Annotated in this window: 16 protein-coding genes; 5 read left to right on the top strand and 11 right to left on the bottom strand. The window is 44.8% G+C overall.

What is annotated here, in order from left to right:
- Window positions 1-11: 11 nt before the first annotated feature.
- The 5 genes from clpP to Ami103574_RS03735 form a co-directional block, all read right to left on the bottom strand.
- Window positions 12-596, bottom strand: a complete 585-nt coding sequence (clpP, locus tag Ami103574_RS03755; RefSeq protein WP_163065352.1) for an ATP-dependent Clp endopeptidase proteolytic subunit ClpP — start codon at window positions 594-596, stop codon at window positions 12-14.
- A gap of 159 nt (window positions 597-755) precedes the next feature.
- Window positions 756-2039, bottom strand: coding sequence for a trigger factor (gene tig / locus Ami103574_RS03750; protein WP_163065351.1), 1284 nt, complete (start codon window positions 2037-2039; stop codon window positions 756-758).
- 325 nt (window positions 2040-2364) lie between these two features.
- Complete coding sequence (locus Ami103574_RS03745; RefSeq protein ID WP_163065350.1) at window positions 2365-2994, bottom strand: CYTH domain-containing protein; 630 nt, start codon at window positions 2992-2994, stop codon at window positions 2365-2367.
- 195 nt (window positions 2995-3189) lie between these two features.
- A complete protein-coding gene (locus Ami103574_RS03740; protein ID WP_163065349.1) occupies window positions 3190-3486 on the bottom strand; it encodes a hypothetical protein in 297 nt (98 codons plus the stop codon).
- Window positions 3487-3648: 162 nt separating this feature from the next.
- Window positions 3649-4086, bottom strand: coding sequence for a hypothetical protein (locus tag Ami103574_RS03735; protein ID WP_163065348.1), 438 nt, complete (start codon window positions 4084-4086; stop codon window positions 3649-3651).
- 265 nt (window positions 4087-4351) lie between these two features.
- On the opposite strand from Ami103574_RS03735, the gene Ami103574_RS03730 reads away from it, so the two are divergent.
- Both Ami103574_RS03730 and Ami103574_RS03725 read left to right on the top strand, forming a co-directional pair.
- Window positions 4352-4933 carry an accessory gene regulator B family protein gene (locus Ami103574_RS03730; RefSeq protein ID WP_163065347.1) on the top strand — a complete coding sequence of 194 codons (582 nt, stop codon included), beginning with the start codon at window positions 4352-4354 and terminating at the stop codon, window positions 4931-4933.
- On the top strand, window positions 4926-5060 hold the full coding sequence (locus tag Ami103574_RS03725; RefSeq protein WP_163065346.1) for an AgrD family cyclic lactone autoinducer peptide: 135 nt from the start codon (window positions 4926-4928) through the stop codon (window positions 5058-5060). The genes Ami103574_RS03730 and Ami103574_RS03725 overlap by 8 nt, the downstream gene beginning before the upstream one ends.
- Here the strand turns inward: Ami103574_RS03725 and Ami103574_RS03720 are convergent.
- From Ami103574_RS03720 to Ami103574_RS03710, 3 genes are all read right to left on the bottom strand, one after another.
- Window positions 5052-6320, bottom strand: coding sequence for a sensor histidine kinase (locus tag Ami103574_RS03720; protein ID WP_163065345.1), 1269 nt, complete (start codon window positions 6318-6320; stop codon window positions 5052-5054). The two genes, Ami103574_RS03725 and Ami103574_RS03720, sit on opposite strands and share 9 nt — an antisense overlap.
- Window positions 6321-6329: 9 nt before the next feature.
- Window positions 6330-7079: a LytR/AlgR family response regulator transcription factor gene (locus Ami103574_RS03715; protein ID WP_163065344.1), complete on the bottom strand. Its 750-nt coding sequence runs from the start codon at window positions 7077-7079 to the stop codon at window positions 6330-6332.
- Between the two features lie 389 nt (window positions 7080-7468).
- The gene (locus Ami103574_RS03710) at window positions 7469-8770 is read right to left on the bottom strand and encodes a peptidoglycan-binding protein (protein WP_163065343.1); all 1302 of its coding nucleotides are present in this window, start codon (window positions 8768-8770) and stop codon (window positions 7469-7471) included.
- Between the two features lie 57 nt (window positions 8771-8827).
- On the opposite strand from Ami103574_RS03710, the gene Ami103574_RS03705 reads away from it, so the two are divergent.
- The 3 genes from Ami103574_RS03705 (at window position 8828) to Ami103574_RS03695 (ending at window position 14095) form a co-directional block, all read left to right on the top strand.
- A complete protein-coding gene (locus Ami103574_RS03705; protein ID WP_163065342.1) occupies window positions 8828-10555 on the top strand; it encodes a S8 family peptidase in 1728 nt (575 codons plus the stop codon).
- A 110-nt stretch (window positions 10556-10665) separates the two neighbouring features.
- Window positions 10666-12357, top strand: coding sequence for a S8 family peptidase (locus tag Ami103574_RS03700; RefSeq protein ID WP_246213188.1), 1692 nt, complete (start codon window positions 10666-10668; stop codon window positions 12355-12357).
- 49 nt (window positions 12358-12406) lie between these two features.
- On the top strand, window positions 12407-14095 hold the full coding sequence (locus Ami103574_RS03695; RefSeq protein WP_246213187.1) for a S8 family peptidase: 1689 nt from the start codon (window positions 12407-12409) through the stop codon (window positions 14093-14095).
- 204 nt (window positions 14096-14299) lie between these two features.
- Here Ami103574_RS03695 and dapB read toward each other — a convergent pair whose 3' ends face one another.
- The 3 genes from dapB to Ami103574_RS15930 all read right to left on the bottom strand — a co-directional run bounded on the left by dapB (window position 14300) and on the right by Ami103574_RS15930 (window position 16334).
- Complete coding sequence (gene dapB, locus Ami103574_RS03690; protein WP_163065339.1) at window positions 14300-15043, bottom strand: 4-hydroxy-tetrahydrodipicolinate reductase; 744 nt, start codon at window positions 15041-15043, stop codon at window positions 14300-14302.
- Between the two features lie 149 nt (window positions 15044-15192).
- Window positions 15193-15717, bottom strand: coding sequence for a hypothetical protein (locus Ami103574_RS03685; protein ID WP_163065338.1), 525 nt, complete (start codon window positions 15715-15717; stop codon window positions 15193-15195).
- 29 nt (window positions 15718-15746) lie between these two features.
- Complete coding sequence (locus Ami103574_RS15930; RefSeq protein WP_163065337.1) at window positions 15747-16334, bottom strand: J domain-containing protein; 588 nt, start codon at window positions 16332-16334, stop codon at window positions 15747-15749.
- Window positions 16335-16378 lie beyond the last annotated feature (44 nt).

Genomic DNA, 16378 nt, shown 5'->3' with positions numbered 1-16378 from the left:
ATCCCCCTTAGTTATGGTCTAAACTCAATTACTTTATCAATCAAGCCGTACTCCGCGGCCTCTGCTGCACTCAGGAAATTGTCTCTATCTGTGTCGTGGTCAATTTTAGTCAAATCCTGTCCTGTGTTGTTGCTCAAGATTTTGTTCAGCTTTTCTCTGGTCTTCAATATCCAATCCGCGTGAATCTTTATATCGGAAGCCTGACCGTTGACTCCGCCTAACGGCTGGTGAATCATCACCTCTGCATTTGGCAGAGCAAACCGCTTGCCCTTAGTTCCCGAGGATAATAAAAAGGCGCCCATACTGGCAGCCATACCGATACAGATTGTAGATACATCCGGCTTGATATACTGCATCGTGTCATAAATAGCCATTCCCGCCGTAACAGAGCCCCCTGGGCTGTTGATATAAATGGAAATATCTTTTGTGGCATCTTCAGCCTCCAAGAACAGCAACTGGGCCACAATCAGGCTGGCCATATGTTCATCGATGGCTTCCCCTATAAATATAATCCGGTCCTTTAATAATCTGGAATAGATGTCATAGGAACGCTCACCTTTTCCGGTGTTCTCGATGACATAAGGTATCATTGGCATTCGCTATACCCCCTTCTTCTCTGTCATTTCACTTCGGTTCCCACTTCTTTGCAGGTATCCGGTGAAAATTTCTATGTGTTTGTCATTATTTCACATACCTTAGATATTATGTGCAGTTGATTCCTATTTTAACCAACTGCACATAAATATTTTTACCTATTATTTAATTACAGCATTGTCATAAACAAAGTCTACAGCTTTTCTCATCTTCAAGTCTTTCTCCAGCGCTGCAAAATTATCTGATCCCAACATGGTCTTAATCTTTTCCACTTCCATCTTATACTGCTCCGCCATAGCAGCCAGTTCCTTATCGAGCTCTTCCGGCGCAACTTCCAGCTTCTCCGCATCAGCGATGGCTGAAATCAGCATTCTGGTCTTCGTCTTCTTCGTCGCATCGGCTCTCAGCTCTTCTCTGAAATCCTTTGCTTCCTTGCCCAGATACTGCATATATGTCTGTAAATCCATGCCCTGATATCTCAGCTGCTGATCAAACTCCTGCACCATGCCATCAATCTCATCCTCAATCATTACCTGAGGGATCTCAACGTCATTCGCTTCATAAATCTTTTCCAAAACAGCATTCTTCATTTCGTTTACAGCTCTATCCTGCGCAGCCTTTTCCAGATTTTCTTTCTTATCTTTCTTCAGCTCTTCCAGCGTATCAAACTCACTGACATCCTTAGCAAAGTCGTCATTCAGTTCCGGCATCTCTTCTTCCTTCACTTCATGAACCTTGCACTTGAAGACTGCTTCCTTGCCTGCTAAATCTGGTGCATGATATTCTTCCGGGAAGGTTACCAACACATCTTTTTCATCGCCAGCACTGCAACCGATGAGCTGCTCTTCAAATCCCGGAATGAAACTGTTAGAACCCAGCTTTAACGGCTGTCTTTCAGCAGTTCCTCCTTCAAACTGGTCTTCTCCCACAAAACCGGAGTAGTCGATCAGTACGGTGTCCCCTTCCTTAGCAGCTCTCTCTGCCAGTACCATTCTGGCATTTCTTTTCTGTAAGGCTTCAATCTCTTTATCCACATCTTCATCAGTAACAGCATTGTCTACCTTCTGAATTTCTACGCCTTTATAATCTTTTACTTCAAATTCTGGATAAGCAGTCACCGTAATAGCCACCGTGAGGGGCTCTCCCTTTTTAATATCGCTGAAGTCTGCATTTGGCCGGTCAATCACATTGATGTTCAACTCGGTAAGGGCCTGAAAATAATTCTGTGAAAACATCTCGTTAATAGCATCCTCGTAGAAAACATCCTCTCCGTAATGCCGCTCAATCAAGGTTCTCGGTGCCTTACCCTTTCTGAATCCGTCGATGGCAAATCGGCCTTTGTTAGCCTGATAAGCTGCGATTACAGCCTTGTCAAACTCCTCAGCTGTGAACTCCATGGTAAACTTTACATCATTCTTTTCCCTTGAAATAAATGTTGATTTCATTCTATATTTTCCTCCTACATATCAAACCCGCAAACTTCATACGAGACAAGCTACATTATATATACCTCTTTTTTCAGCGGGTAATCAGTTCATTCTTTTTCTTTTAATTCAGTGCAGTAGAATCTCTGCACACAATGCACATTATTATACCCCTTGACTGGCTAAAAGTAAAGATTTATCACAAAAATACCTGATAAAAAACTTAAAAATACCACGTAATAGGGCAAAAAAACACTTGAAAACTAAAAAATGGCTCATTTGTAAAGCCATTTTCTTCGTTTATACCTATTTTCTATAAAAATTAAATTTCTTCTTCCGTTTTTGCTCAACGCTGGAAACCTAAAAGGGACAACCCCCTAGCGTACTTGCTTCTAGTCTCAGGCTGCAAGCTGTACTTTTCTGCAATGGTTGCAGTCACAGCCTCCAAGGCTTCCTGCTCTCCCGAAAACAGTTCAATCTCAATTTCCCGGATAGGTGCATTGCCCTTAGCTGTAATAATTTCTCCTTTGTCCAGAGAAACCTCCATGATGCCTTCACCACTATCAATGCGAAAACGGCTGCGAACAAAATTGGTTTCCATAATCTCATGGAGCTTTTTAAATCCAATCAAAGCGATTACTTCCTGGCCAATCTCGCTTTCTTTAAAAATCTGCGGGTCCGGCACACTAAAATATGCTTCATCATTGACAGGAACATTAATTTCCCCTCGAATGTGAAGCCCGCCTTCATTCTTTCCCCCCCACTTAAGTGTAGCAACAATCCGGCTGCCTTCCATGCGTACTCTCAGTGCAATGTCGTTTTTTGAAAGGACAAAGTCCTCTGTATCAAAATATACAGCCCTCATCCCCACGTTTTCTCTCGTATCAGGTTCTTCAATACTTGAAAGATACTCATCATCCCAAATGTTAGCGGCTGTCTCTTCATCCCCAATGCCGTATTTCATTTCAATTTCCATCTTTGTACCTTTACCTTCTTCTGTTTGTCACTTATCTGCTGTATGCCTGTCCTGTGTGCTGTTTAAAGCTTATACAAACTACATAGAGGTTATGATACCACTTTTTTCATGAAAAATCAAGTGCTTTGGTATTGACAAGGCAGGAGCAAAGTAAGAAACGCGGCCCTCAAAAAACAAAACAGCCCATGACAACACTCATGAGCTATGGTAATACTTGGTGTCCGCTAGGCGAACAATTTGATCTAAAACCTTCTGCGTATCAGGCGGCACTCCGAGTTCTCCCGGGTAGACCTTTTTGTTGCCTGGGTTATAGCCAAATCCCTTCATTTCTTTATTCTGGCTGTTGTAAAAAAAAATCTGAACGCTGTCACCGCTATCCTCCTTCAAATTACCCATGCCCAGTGAAAACAACACCTGCATGTGAAATTGGCGGTTAATCTGTTCAATGCGGTCCTTTGATGTAATACTGAACTCTCCTTGCGCTGTACGCACTACCACTCTCTCCACTTTTTGATTAGCCTTTAAGTGATAGAAAGAATTAATCAATAAATTGCACATTAAAAGATAGCATAGGAGAAAACACAAGATAAAAGATACAATTTTAGGACATCTAATTCGCTCCAGCATAAAACATCTCCTTCCCCCATAGTCATTCTACCTCCCTTTGATTTCTTCAAAGAGCATTTTATAACGAACATGACTATCTATCCACGTATCGATGAGAAGCATTTTCAAGCCCAGCGGATAGAGAACAAAGCTCAAAAGGATCACACTTCTGGTACAATACGCAATAACCACCAAAACCACGATGACAGCGACATAGATACCACTAAAAATATTGTCCATATAGTCAATGCGATACTCTTCCTCTGTTGGCTCCTCCCTTTTGTTGCACCTAACAATCAGTTCATCCGTTACATACATACCAAAAGCGGCCGCTTGTATGAGCGGGTACAAGGAATAGACATATTCCAAGTCCTCCAGGTTTAAAATCGCAATAAGCGGGCAAGTCATCATATAAAACACCGATAGAATCAAAGAAACATATAACAGGAGGTTCACCTTCTTTCGATAACGATAAATCTGGTGCATATTAAGGCGCGTTTATTATCTCTTTTTTAACTTTTATTTAATCTTTATTTAACCTTATCATATAGGTCGACAAAAATATTTCAACTATTTCCTCCTGAAATGCCGTTTTAGCCTCACAAAATGTGAATTCCGCACATTTTGTGTCTTAAAAGCAACATTTAGCGCAGGAGTGATTGCTTTTTTCCGCAGGAAATTTATGATGATATCACAAGCACAAAAGAAAAAGGGGTAATGACATAAAAAAAGTAAAAAAGGTAAAAGATTTATGAAGAGTATTTCAGAAGCTTACATTGCAAGGTTACAGGAAAGTAACACAATCGATGAGTTGGGAATCATGAAGATTAGATATGCCTTAGCTGTCTTGCGGAACGAATTAGTAAAGACGCTACTGTTGACCGGAATCTTCGCCTTATCCGGCCAACTAGGGCCTTTCCTGTTGGTTATGTTCTTAATCTTGCCCATCCGGCTCAGCACCGGCGGCATTCATTTTAAGGACAATATATCCTGCTTTGTATTCAGCCTAGGATACTTTTTAGCGGCTATATGCCTCCTGCCTTTGCTGGCACTGCCAATACAAGTCTACTGGATTCTGTTGGGATGTGGTATCTTGGTAAGCGGTTTGTGCCCTCTGGCCCCTTCCGAAAGGCGGCCTATAAAAAGCAGAAAAAAGTATCTGCAAAACAAATACTTTTCCTTGGTTTATTTATTTTTTTTCGCCGTGCTATTGCTGGTGGTCATAAGGGATGAGGTGCTTGTGGCCATGAATGTTTGGGCTTTAATCTTACATTCAGTCGAAATGCTGTTTCTAAAATGGTACAAAAGAAAGGAAGGACATCATTATGTTTAAGAAATTTCAAGCCATCTTATTGAGCACAACCGCATTATTTTTAATCGGAGTAGCCACATCGGCCATTTCTGTAGCTTCATTGGGTTATCATGGAGAACCAGAGTGCCCGGAAGCCTTATTAAAATAAGACCTCCACAATGAATTGATCTCCTTCTTGGAAAATGCGCAACTTTCCATGGTGTTTCAAAACAATAGTTTTTATGTTGCGCAGCCCGTAGCCTCGTCTCTCACCGGACTTTGTGCTACAATTACTCTTCGAGGAAATACCTGCCGTAAAGCTCTTCTCTAAATGGCAGGTATTTCTTGTTTCTATTCGCCGCTTTCCTTCCCACTCGTCCATAACCAGGGTGACCACCCGCTCAGTCTCCTCCAGTCCTTCTAGGTACTCAAAGGCATTATCCAACAGGTTGCCTAATATCTGCACCATCTCGTAAGGTTCGCAAGGAAAATCCGGAAAGCTGCCTCCAGGTACATAATAAAACTGGATATTGCGCTTCTCTGCCTCCTTCGCCTTGGAATAAAGCAGAGCATTAACTACACCGTTGCCAGTACTGATGGACACTGTACTCTTTTTCTTATCCAACTCTTTACTTCTTAACTCCCCTATATACCGCTCAATTTCACTGGCGGCCTGCTGATCCCCATATTGGCAAAGGCCTTGAATGGCCTGCAAATGCTTGTTAAAATCATGTTTTTCGCTGTAAAGACTGTCCAGTAAGTTTTCCGTTGTTTCCATATACTGCTCATGCAGAAGAATATTTTCCCGTTGCTTTCGATTTTCAATCAATTTCTTTAACAAAAACACACTTAAGGAAAACCATATAGCCGTGTATACTGAAATGATTGGTGATTGATTCAAAATAGTATGACTATCGCTTTTCCATAGATATAAACTAATCGCACAAAAGCTAAATAAAGTTACCGATATAAAATAAATTTCTTCCTGATATCTTTTATAAAAAGTATAAACTCTTATTTGCAAAGACCGATTTCCACCTGCAAGGCCACAAATTATCAATCCAATGGCCAATTGAATACATCTGTTTGCAAAGTCTAACGATTCGATACCTTGTATCTTGTAAAAAATCACCGCTAGTACATATTCTATGGACAACATAATGGCTGAGGCAAAAATAACCTCAAATAGCACGCGAAAAATATGCTGTTTCGCAATCAGCCTAAAGACAATTACCTCTACTACAAAATTTAGGATAGTCGTAATAGAAAGTTCCAATAAATCTAAACAGCTTACAATTAAGGCGATGGAAACAATAGCTGCTGCCAGTCTCACTTTATGTCTTAAATATTGCTGGCTAAATAAGTTCATTATAAATACAGTCATGAGTACCTCTGCCAAAGTACCAATTAAATCTTCTGTAAAACTCATCCTACTCCACTACACTTTCTTACTGATGAACAATAGCTTAATCTGTTCCTCTACTAAACTAAAATATTTGCTGCTAACTCGGACGCTCTCTCCGGTGCGCAGTACTATAGACCAAGTCCGGTAATTAATCTTCTCTAATTTTTGAACCTTCTGCGTATTGACAGCACAAGATTTGCTGCATTGCAGAAAGTAAGGCTCATCCACCTCCTCGATAAGATCTTTCAACGACAGGGTATGGCTTTCAAAGGGTTCTTCCTGCATCTCCGTATAAAGCCGACAGGTTCGGTACACCACTTCTGCATATTTAATGTCCCGAATAGGAATCAGCACCTCACTGTTCATCATCGGGTATAAAAGCATCCGCACCCGGGTTCGCCCTTGCTTTTCCACCTCCAGTGTCTGAATCAGGGATACAATTTTATTATAAAATTCGTTCATATTGAAAGGTTTTAATATATAATCGTAGCAGTGAAACTGCCGAAATGCTTCCAATTGATTCTTCTCATAGCCTGTAATGAACAAAATAAGTGTCAACAGATATTCCGGCCGCTTTCGCAGCCTTGCCGCCAGTTCCAATCCACTAATCCCGGGGAGTTCAATATCCAGAATAAAAATATCGAAATACTCATCCCTAGCCTGTACCAGAGCTTCTTCCGCCGACGACGCATAACGGACTTGAATCCCCTGAATCTTACTTAAAGTGTTTTTATATTGTAATAGATCCTCAACTGCGTCTTCTACAACCATTACTTTTATCATTAATTATCCTCATATATATCAATTATGTTTATATTTAAAATTAATTTTTTATGATATCACACCAGCTGCATCGCCGTGTGATTCTCTAAATGCCTCTCTGCGGCAACGCTGTATATACAATCAACGCATTTATTATATCATATAAGCGTCATCGTATCTCTGCGTAATGACCCATCCCTTGCGTCAATACTGAATACAATCTATAAAGTTTATTATACCATAATCTTCCTTACCATAAAACCCTAATAACTGACAGAAAGCATGAAAAAAACAGAAACGTCAATGGTCTCAACGATTTCGTTTCTGTTTTTCTCCCCCAAATTTTTCTTTTCCTACTACTTTGGTATATTTTCTTTCTTCCTAACCGATTTGTTGCGGTCTATGCCTATTCAATACCGATAAGGCTGATTTATATCCGGCCCTCGCCGCATTGATAGCTCTGCAATTCTGGTTACCGCCACGTAAATGTTGGAAATCCGATACCACGTAGCAAAATCCACCACCCCATTCTGCGGCAAATTGAAAATTTGCTGAAATGTCGTCACTGCCGCCGCAGTCTCCGGTCCGTAGACGCCGTCCACCCGAACCTTCTGAATAGCTGGATAATTATTTGCGATAGCGTTCAGCTGGGTCTGAATGGTCCGTACTGCCGGACCCGTAGAACCCAGAGCCAAGGCTTCCCCTGGAAATGACAGCGGAACCCCTTCTACCTGGGTTGCCTCTTGCAAATAGACGTCAAACCCATAATAATTGCGTAAAATGCTCAGATGATCATAGCCCTGGTCACCCAGTTCCTTAGATCCCCACTGTGCCATACCCTTTTCACAAACTGTCCGCACCCCATCACAGAACTGGGTAAACAACGGCTGACGAATACCTGGTCGGGTGATATACATATTGAAAATATTATCTACCACATCGGAAATCTCCTGAAAGATGTTCCGACCATAGAAGAATGCCTGGTCATATGCGGTGGAATTGGTAATCGTAAATTCATAGCCCTTTCCTCTATACCATTCTGTGTACACGCGATTCAGCACAAAGGAGAGAATGGCCAACACATTAGCGGTGATGGTTTCCCGAGGCCAAGTAGAATAGATCTCCGAGCTGGCTACATTTTTTATGTAATCTTTAAAAGGTACCCACACGTTTTGCGCTGACGAGTCTGCTGGTACCCCCAGATGAACCACGATGAATTCTGGGATAACTGGCTCAGGCAGCACAATAAATCCCCCTGCGTCAGGCAGCGGCTTCACTTCATCTTCTGGAATCTTTGGCGGAAAAATCCCCCACAGCGTATGCTCATCAATAAGAATCGTCTGCTGGGCTTCATCCGGCTGCTGGCTCTGTTTCAGCTGCACATTCTGGAAAGACTTGGTCTCCGGCAAAATCTGCACCCCTTCAATCTCAACAGGTTCAAACCCCTCTGCACTGACTGCCAAGTCATATTCACTGTAAGGCTTGCCGCTTTCCGGAGTCAAAGAATATTCCAGGGGCGGCGCAGCCAGCTCCAGAGTCTCCGTCTGCCCCGAGGAATTGGTGTATAACTCTTCCACCACAGTGGAATCCGCCCTCCGGATGACTTCCACCTTTACGTTATCGATGGGCCTGACCTGATTTTCTTCCCGGACGTTGATTTGCAGCTGCCCTTGATCAATCAGCTGGCTTTTAAACCGATTAAAATGTCTCATATTTTACACCCCCTTTCAATATAATATGTATATGCTTTAGAAAGGAAGGTAATGTCTATGATCTACCAGCCATTCCTACCCCTTGATCAGCTGACACGTTTTACCTCTGACCAGTACAGCGATTCAGACATGCTGGAAGTCATCGTGAAATACTCTGGGGATATCATGGCCGTAGGCGCTGAGCTGGACGCCTTTGTGGAAATCTTAGATGTGAACTATGCCATTCTAACCATTTCCCTGGCTAATCTGGCCAAGCTTTATCAATATAATGAAGTAGAATACGTGGAGCTGCCAAAAAATCTCACCTATTTTTTACGAGAAAGTTTGAACAGTGCTTGCATTTCTCAAGTTCAGCGGCCTACTTCTTTCAACCTCACCGGAGCCGGCGTAGCCATCGGTATCATTGATTCCGGTATTGACTACACCCACTCCGATTTTCAAAACCAAGACGGAAGCACTCGCATCCTTTTTCTTTGGGATCAAACCATCGACGGCAATCCACCTATGGATTTCCGCAATGGTTCAGAATATACCAAAGCACAAATTGACGAAGCCCTAGCCAGCGATACGCCCTATGAATTTGTACCCAGCCGGGATACAGAAGGCCATGGGACCGCTGTAGCCGGCGTCGCTGCGGGCAACGGCCGGGGATCCGATTCTGTAGAAAAAGGCGTAGCCCCCAATGCCTCGCTCATTGTGGTGAAATTAGGCCATACCGGTCATGCTGCCTTTACTCGAACCACGGAAATCATGCGAGCTATCAAATACATTTACGCTAAAGCTCAGGAAGTTAACATGCCGGTATCCATCAACATCAGCTACGGTACCAATAACGGCTCTCATGACGGCAGTTCTCTTTTCGAAGGCTATATTGACAACATGACCGAACGGTGGCGCTCGTGCATCTGTGTAGCTGCTGGCAATGAAGCCTCTGCTGGGCACCACTATAGCAATCTGCTGACCCAAGGTGCCACGGACCGGGTAGAATTTTCTATTTCCGATAATATTTCCAGTCTTTATATGACTATCTGGAAAAATTTTGTGGACACCATGACCTTTTCAGTGATCTCTCCCAGCGGCCGCTCTACTGGAGAAATTTCTCCATTCCAGCGGGTTACCCGCTTTACTATGGATGGGGTGTTGGTGTCGGTGCTCTACGGCCAGCCTACCCACTACAATACCGCCCAGGAAATCTACATCCTCTTCCGCGGCGTATCTGGCCCCATGCCACCCGGCCTGTGGGCATTGTCAGTCCGCGGCCTGGATATTACATACGGGTTATTTGACATCTGGCTGCCACCTTTGGAAGAAGTGGGCCAAGAGACAGATTTCCTGCGTCCTACCGTTACCAATACGATTACCATACCTGCCACTGCTCACCAAGTAATTTCCGTGGGAGGTTACAATTCCACGCTTAACAGTATGGCGGATTTCTCCGGTCAAGGAACCCTGCGAAACATTGATTTTATCAAACCAGACTTGGTTGCTCCTGCGGTAAACATTCTCACCACCAAGGCTGGAGGGGGATATGACCGTTTTACGGGCACCAGCGTAGCTGCTCCCTTTGTCACTGGTTCTGCTGCCTTGATGATGGAATGGGGGCTTTTGCAAGGCAACGATCCCCTTTTATACGGTCAGCGGATTAAAGCTTTTCTCTGGAAAGGAGCAGAACGGCTGCCCAACCTGGCTTATCCGAATCCCGTATGGGGTTACGGCTCCTTAAGCTTATGTGATACCATGGATCTATTAGTAGAATATAACCAATCCGGATTTGCCCTGACATAACCCCTGGGCTTATTCACCAATGAAGACCTTAAACAATACCTATTGCCAACGGCCTACCATGTTGGGCTGCAGCTTAACCACTTTAAATGATTGGAAAGGAAGGTGCATTTTTGGATCCCCAACTCCTATATGGGCCGGATATCGTGGACTTCACCATCCGCATCGGTTCCTTTTACGAAAGCTACATTTTAAACCATCCAGGGTTACTGGCTCATCACACGGTAGCTAACACGTATCAAATCTGCTACACCACAATCAGCAGCTTCCAGGAAATACGGGAGCATGTCGGTGCCGATATTGTCAATACCATGCCTAATGTAGTAGGCCTTACCGATCGGTACAGCTTAGAAGTTTCTGGTATTACAGAAGTGCAACAACAGCCCTATTTGAGCCTCAAGGGCCGGGGAGTTCTCATGGGTTTCTTGGATACGGGTATAGACTATACCAAGGATGTTTTTCGCTATGAAGACGGCACCAGTAAAATCTGCTGCATATATGATCAAACTCAACCCGGACCTCTACCTCCAGGCTTCCCTATCGGCACGGAGTACACTCAAGAGCAGATTAACGCCGCCCTAGCCTCTTCTACCCCTTACGATATCGTGCCACAGCGGGACGTGGCCGGTCACGGTACTTTTTTGGCTTCTGTGGCCGCAGGCCGGGCCGTAGACGATTTCATCGGCGCTGCCCCTGAGGCTGAAATCATCATGGTCAAGTTAAAAAAAGCTTATCCCTTTTATTTGCAGCGATACTGTGTCCCGGCAGACCAGGAGAATGCTTTCAGTTCCACGAATTTAATGCTGGGGATACAATATATTGTACAAAAAGCCAGAGAATTAAATCGGCCTGTAGCTATTTGTATTGGTTTGGGCTCCAACTATGACAGTCACGATGGTTATAGTATCTTTGAGGAATATTTATTTAATGTTTCTAACGTTCCAGGAATATGCTCCTGCGTAGCCGCAGGCAATGAAAGTCAGTCTCGGCATCATTTTTCTTACAAAATGATGCCGCAAAACCCACCAGTAAACATCGATATCCGGGTGGGAGAAAATGCTGGAGATTTGTTTATCTCCTTGACCAATCGGGTCAGCGACTTAATCTCTGTAGCCCTTCGCTCCCCTACAGGAGAGGTGATTAATCGGATTCCATCCAAATCCGGTTTCACCTTTGAGACCTCCTTGGTGTTAGAAAAAGCCAGCGTTTCCATCTCCTATTACTTTCCTATCGAAGGCAGCGGTGACCAGTTGACCATCGTGCGGATACTGAGTGCCACCCCAGGGGTCTGGACTCTGACTGTTTACGGAGATATTATCATTGATGGGCAGATCAATGCTTGGCTGCCTCTGACGGGATTCGTATCCCCTTCCGTAGAATTTCTGTCCTATGACCCCTATACGACCATCACCTATCCAGCCACGGCTTCAGGCTCCATTCGATGTGGTGCTTATAACAGCCTGCGGGACAGCCTGTACCCTCGGTCTTCCTGGGGGCCTACCCGCTTGGCTGCCAACGTACCCGACTTGGTAGCCCCTGGCTACCAAGTCGGGGGCTATTATCCCATCGGCTACGGCACCATGGATGGAACCAGTGTAGCTGCTGCCATTACAGCGGGGGCTTGCGCTCTTATGCTACAATGGGGTGTTGTGGAGGGGAACGATCTCGGACTCAGCACGCCAATTATTCGAGCTTACCTAATACGTGGTTGCAGCCGCAGCGATGCCATCCAATATCCAAATTCGCAGTGGGGCTATGGCATCCTCAATCTGATTCGAGCCTTTATCAATATGCGGGAAATATAAAGGCTAAGGCAACCGCTGTCCCGTTATGCTAATCAGGAGGTACATCCCTTTGGATGAAAACATCTTATATTCAGAAAATGTGGTAGATTTCGTCATTCGCAAAGGTTCTTCATATGAACCCTTGATTTTGAATCATCCTGGGCTCCTTGCCCATTATCAGGTAGGCATATATATTGTCTGCTATACCACAATAGACGTCTACACACAACTGATTCCTTATCTGGGTGCTGATTTCATCAACTGCACACCTAAGGTATTGGGCACTCTGGATCGAGAGAGCTTAGAAGCCTCCGGTATCATCCAAGTTCAGCAGCAGCCTTACCTAAACTTGAAAGGAAAAGATGTCTTAATAGGCTTCGTAGACACTGGTATTGATTATACCCTGCCGGTCTTCCGCTATGAAGATGGAACCAGTAAGATTAGATATATTTACGATCAAAGCATTCCCGGGGCGCCGCCTGAAGGCTTTCCTCTGGGCACCGAATACACTAATGCTCAGATTAATGCAGCCCTGGCTTCCGATGACCCCCAAGCGCTGGTCCCCCACATGGATTTGGATGGGCATGGCACCTTTCTAGCCTCCGTAGCTGCCGGAAATCCGATTGATTCCTTTATTGGCGCTGCTCCGGATGCAGAAATTATCATGGTTAAACTGAAAAAAGCTTATCCCTATTATCTAGAGCGCTTTTTCGTGCCAGAAAATCAACAGAACGCCTTTGAATCTTCCTTCCTGATGATTGGCGTCCAATACATTCTTGAAAAAGCAAGGGCCCTTAACCGCCCCGTGGTTCTCTGCGTGGGGCTAGGGTCTAATTATGATAGCCACGACGGGTTTGGCATTATTGAAGAATATTTATTTAACATCGCCAATATTCCTGGTGTCTGCCTCTGCATAGCCGTAGGCAACGAAAGCCAAGCCCGTCATCATCATGCAGAGCAGCTTTATCTGGCAGAACTGCCCCACACTATTGATGTAAAGATAGGAGAGAATGCCGGCAATGTTTTCATCAACATTACCAATAGCGTTAGTGACCGAATCTCCATATCGGTCCGTTCTCCTACGGGAGAGTTAGTCAGTCGTGTTCCTGCTAAATCCATGTCGACCTTCACCACCCAGTTAGTTCTGGAACGATCCGAAGTAAGCATTACCTATTACTTCCCTCTCGGCGGCAGTGGAGATCAGGCAACCATTCTGCGCATACGAGATGCCACCCCTGGTATCTGGAGTATCACCCTTTACGGAGATATTTTGCTGGGCGGGCGGATTGACGCCTGGCTACCGCTGACAGGATTTGTTTCGCCAGAAGTGGAGTTCCTTTCCGCCAATCCCTACAATACCATTACCTCGCCAGCCAATTCTGCGGGAGGTATCCGCTGTGGGGCTTATAATAGCCTGCGCAACAGCCTGTATCCAGAATCCTCCTGGGGCCCTACCCGGTCAGCATTTGATATCCCCGACCTCGTAGCCCCTGGCTATCAAATTGGCGGCTACTATCCAAGCGGTTACGGCACCATGAGCGGCACCAGTGTAGCCACGGCTATCACCGCTGGAGCCTGTGCTCTGATGATGCAGTGGGGCCTAATTGGAGGCAATAACCTAGGGTTTGATACATCTGTGCTCCGGGCCTATTTAATTCGAGGCTGCGGGCGTACAGACGCCATGCAGTATCCCAGCCCCCAATGGGGCTTCGGCACCCTAAATCTGATGCAAACCTTCTTCTACATGCGGGAACTATAGTTATAAGCACGAACCTATGTCAAAATCAGAAAAGGCAGGACAGTCTGCTACCAAATAAGTTGTAAATACCTGCTAATTCATTAGCTAGAAACATAAAATTTGCTGCAAAAATACCGTTTCCAAAGCTGTTCAGCTTGACTGCTTCGGGAACGGTCTTTTTTATTCTCCTGACAAATCTGCTGTCTCATAAGGTCTCTCCAAGCTCTACGAGAACAGTACCTCTTCAATGCTGTATAAACCAGCGGCCTTCTCCCCACCGGCCCGGCTTACTTCCAGCTTTTCGTAAAGAAATTCAGCAGCTTTCAACGCTCCCAGTGCAAAAACCTTTTTGGATAAGGCGGTGTGCTTAATCTCCAGCATCTCATCTTCTCCTGCAAAAATCACCGTATGTTCTCCAGCAATGCTTCCTCCTCGCACAGCGTGTATGCCAATTTCTTTACCCCGTTTTTTTTCTCCCTGGCGCCCAGCTGTTAGGCGGTACGCTCCATCGGGATTGAGTATCTGAGCCAAGAAATTGGCTGTGCCGCTGGGAGCATCCACCTTATTGCGGTGATGTTTTTCAATGATTTCCATGTCAAAACTATCTTGAAGCACTGGCGTAATTTGCTCCAAGGCCCTCTTCATGACAGCAATGCCTAAAGAGAAGTTAGCAGCTTGAACAACCGGCACCAGCTGCGCCAATTCTCGAATCTGCTGCTCCTGCTTTTGACTGAATCCAGTAGTGGCCATCACCAATCCGCAGGCCGCCTCTCGGACAAATTCTTCAATCCGGTTTAAATTCACCGGATGGCTGAAGTCCACCACCACATCCACCCGTTCTCGAATATCTCTCAGACGCAGCCCCTGCAAGGGCTCTATGACCCCCACGCATCGGGTGCCCTGCCGACGAACCGCGGCATCCTCCAGAACCTTTCCCATGGCTCCCGCCCCTACAATAGCTATGTTCATATACCTGCCTCCTGCTTCTCTATACTCCAGACCCGGACTTGGAAGACCGGACTCCCAATAAAGTATTGTTTGGCAGGGCAGAATATAACCAAAAAAATATAAATGCGAAGGAGAACCGGAGAATTTTCCTTCGCATCTGATGAATCAATTTATATGCGGCCATAAAACCGTTTGTAGTAAAAGTTAATCGCTCCCGTCAGCAAAATATCATATAAGAAGAATAGAAACTCACCTAGAAGGAGGAGCACAATAGCCGGACCCTCTTTCAGTGTAATAACACTAAAGAACAGGTCATAGAAGAATCGGTAGACCACTACCATGATGACTGTAAAAATCACAAATTTCAGACTCAGCTGCAAGATGGGATTCTTGATTTTCTCCACGTAAAACTTGATAAGACCATAGATACCGAAGAAAAAGATATATGGGAAAGCCGCCAGCTTGTTAGGCAACAGCACCAATGCCAGAATAGAACAGGCTCCATACAGGGCCCAGCCCCCCTTTCCCTTTGTCTCAATCATCATGATGGGAACAAACACGGAACTGAGGGTGTAGAGGGTGATTTCAAATCCAGGCACAAAAGACGCCCCATAGATGCAAATCAAGGACAGTGCCAACAGCAAGCCTCCCAGGGCTGCTCTCCGACCGCTGCTCCGCTTTCTATCCGTTTCCATTTTCATCTTCTCCATATTTCACCTATACCTTAAATACAGTCACACAGGCAGTCTGCACAGATATATGCCTGACAGAGTTTACACATCATATCGTCGTTAGCATACCCTCTGCCATAGGACTGATTCTGATACATTCTGCCGGAATTCATGATGTTATTGAGAGCACTCTGATATTCAAAGTTGCCAGGGGCCATGCTGGCTGCTGTACGTACTTTGGTAACCGCATCATCGTACCAGCCCTTTTTATAAGAAATCATGCCGGATAGGAAAAACCATTCCGCATCTCGGTTCCGCACCTGCGCCAACTTCTGTTCTGCATAACCCAGATTCCCCGAGTCAATAATATGGCGGATATCGTTGTATTCCGGTGACGTCTGATTTTGATAACTGCTCTGGGCAGTACTGCTATAGGAATTGCTATAGCTGCCACTCCCATTTTTCATCAACGTATCGTAAGCCTCGTTAACCTCTTGCAGTTTTTCCTGGGCTAAATCCGCCAAGGGATTATTCTGATACTTATCCGGATGGTATTTTTTCACCAACTCCCGGTAAGCAGCCTTGATTTCCTCCTCGCTGGCATTCTGCCGAACACCCAATACTTCATATGGATTGCTCATCTATTTCTTCTCCTCTTCTTTCGTCTATCTAAATTTCTTATGAT

Origin of the sequence: Aminipila butyrica, assembly GCF_010669305.1 — a bacterium.
Taxonomy (GTDB): Bacteria; Bacillota; Clostridia; order Peptostreptococcales; family Anaerovoracaceae; genus Aminipila; species Aminipila butyrica.
Note: the sequence above shows the minus strand (reverse complement) of the source record. Positions and strands in the feature narration are given on the sequence as shown.